The organism is Synechococcus sp. R70.1 (genome assembly GCF_047461675.1).
In the GTDB taxonomy this organism is placed as follows: Bacteria; Cyanobacteriota; Cyanobacteriia; order Thermostichales; family Thermostichaceae; genus Thermostichus.
The window spans coordinates 1-2,362 of sequence record NZ_JANSHR010000106.1; the positions used below are offsets into that span (position 1 = coordinate 1).

Here is a 2,362-nt window from a genome sequence, read left to right on the forward strand (position 1 = left end):
CCCCCGAGGGCTGGATGCCGGAGAGGACGCGCTTCATTACCCCTAGGGTACGGGCAGGGCCCAAAGCCGTCAACCAAAAGGGAAGCCCCGCCTGAGCGGGGCCACCTGGTGCCGGGGGCGGGACTTGAACCCGCACGTCCGCGAGGACACACGACCCTGAATCGTGCGCGTCTACCAATTCCGCCACCCCGGCAGACGCAAGGGTCATTGTAGGGGAGGAAGCCCCTTACGTCAAGCTTGACCAAAAGCCTGAAGGCCCTTAGGCTATAGGGCAATGCGGCGGGGCATCCTGCTATCCCTAGGCCGGGCAGGCCCGGTCTAGGGAGGCCTTTCCGCTTTCCCCCGGGCCTAAACCCCCGGGGGTTTTTGCCTACCAGGGAGGGGAACCATGGGAAAAACGCTCTACGAGAAGGTTTGGGAAGCCCACGAGGTGAAGAAGCTCCGGAGCGGGCAGAGCCAGCTCTTCATAGACCTCCACCTCCTCCACGAGGTCACGAGCCCCCAGGCCTTCGGGATGCTGAAGGACCTGGGCCTCAAGGTACGCTACCCCCACCGCACCTTCGCCACCGTGGACCACATCGTCCCCACCCACGACCGCAGCGAGCCCTTCCAGGACCCCCTGGCCCAGGCCATGCTGGAGGCCCTGAGGCGCAACACCCGGGAGCACGGCATCACCTTCTTTGACCTGGGCAGCGGCAACCAGGGCATCGTCCACGTCATCGGCCCCCAGCTGGGCCTCACCCAGCCCGGGATGACCATCGCCTGCGGCGACTCCCACACCTCCACCCACGGGGCCTTCGGGGCCGTGGCCTTCGGCATCGGCACCAGCCAGGTGCGGGACGTGCTGGCCACCCAGACCCTGGCGGCCCAGAAGCTCAAGGTGCGGCGCATCAACGTGGAGGGGAGGCTGGGCCCCGGGGGCTACGCCAAGGACGTGATCCTCCACATCATCCGCCACCTGGGGGTGAAGGGGGGCCTGGGCTACGCCTACGAGTACGGGGGAAGCGCCGTGGAGGCCATGGACATGGAAAGCCGCATGACCCTTTGCAACATGTCCATTGAGGGCGGGGCCCGCATCGGCTACGTGAACCCCGACGAGACCACCTTCGCCTACCTCGAGGGCCGCCCCTATAGCCCCAAGGGGCCTGAGTGGGAGGAGGCCAAGAAGCGCTGGCTTTCCTTCCGCTCCGACCCCGACGCCACCTACGACGACGTGGTCAGCTTCCGGGCCGAGGAGATCCCCCCCACGGTCACCTGGGGCATCACCCCCGGGCAGGCCATCCCCATAGACGGGCGGATACCCCTTCTGGAGGAGCTCCCCGAGGAAGAAAGGGCCGTGGCCGAGGAGGCCCTGGCCTACATGGGCTTCAGGCCCGGCCAGCCCATCAAGGGGGTGCCCGTCCAGGTGGCCTTCATCGGCAGCTGCACCAACGCCAGGCTCTCCGACCTCCGGGAGGTGGCCCGCCACCTCAAGGGGCACAGGGTGAAGAAAGGGGTGCGGGCCCTGGTGGTGCCGGGCTCGGAGTGGGTGGCTAAAAAGGCGGAGGAGGAGGGCATCGCCGAGGTCTTCCGCGAGGCCGGGTTTGCGTGGCGGATGCCGGGGTGCTCCATGTGCCTGGCCATGAACCCGGACCGCCTGGAAGGGGACGAGCTGGCGGCCAGTAGCTCCAACCGCAACTACAAGGGGAGGATGGGAAGCCCCAGGGGCCGCACCGTCCTCATGAGCCCGGTCATGGTGGCCGCCGCCGCCGTGACCGGAGAGATCGCCGACGCCCGGGAAGTCTTTGGCATCGGGAGGTGAGCCATGCTGGAGAAGTTCACCGTCATCAAGGGTCGCGCCGTGCCCATCAGGGGCGAGGACATAGACACCGACCGCATCATCCCCGCCCGCTTCATGAAGAGCATCACCTTTGAGGGGCTGGGCCAGTACCTCTTTTACGACGAGCGCTTTGACGAGGCGGGCAACCCCAAGCCCCACCCCCTGAACGACCCCCGCTACGGGGGGGCCACCATCCTCCTGGTGGAGTCGGGCTTCGGCTCCGGTTCCAGCCGGGAGCACGCCCCCCAGGCCATCAAGCGGGCGGGCTTCAGGGCCGTCATCGGCGAGAGCTTCGCCGAGATCTTCTTCGGCAACGCCACGGCCATCGGCCTCCCCTGCGTGAGCCTGGCCCCGGAGGACCTCTCCGTCCTCTTCCAGGCGGTGGAGGCGAACCCCGAGCTGGAGGTGGAGATTGACTTGGTGAACAAGGAGGTCCGCTTCGGGGACAGGGTGGCCCCCATCTTCATCCGGGAGGAGGCCCGGGAGGCTTTGGTGGAGGGGCTCTGGGACCCCATCGGCGAGCTTCTGGAGGCCGGGGAGCTT

The 2,362-nt window shown here is 67.7% G+C and carries 2 protein-coding genes and 1 tRNA gene; 2 read left to right on the plus strand and 1 reads right to left on the minus strand.

Annotated elements, in window-relative coordinates; translation table 11 throughout:
- Window positions 1–106: 106 nt before the first annotated feature.
- A tRNA-Leu gene (locus NW807_RS10485) sits at window positions 107–193 on the minus strand.
- A 195-nt stretch (window positions 194–388) separates the two neighbouring features.
- On the opposite strand from NW807_RS10485, the gene leuC reads away from it, so the two are divergent.
- Window positions 389–1,801, plus strand: coding sequence for a 3-isopropylmalate dehydratase large subunit (leuC, locus tag NW807_RS10490; protein WP_414426068.1), 1,413 nt, complete (start codon window positions 389–391; stop codon window positions 1,799–1,801).
- A gap of 3 nt (window positions 1,802–1,804) precedes the next feature.
- Window positions 1,805–2,362, plus strand: a 558-nt coding sequence (gene leuD / locus NW807_RS10495) for a 3-isopropylmalate dehydratase small subunit (protein WP_414426069.1), incomplete at its 3' end; no start/stop codon positions are given.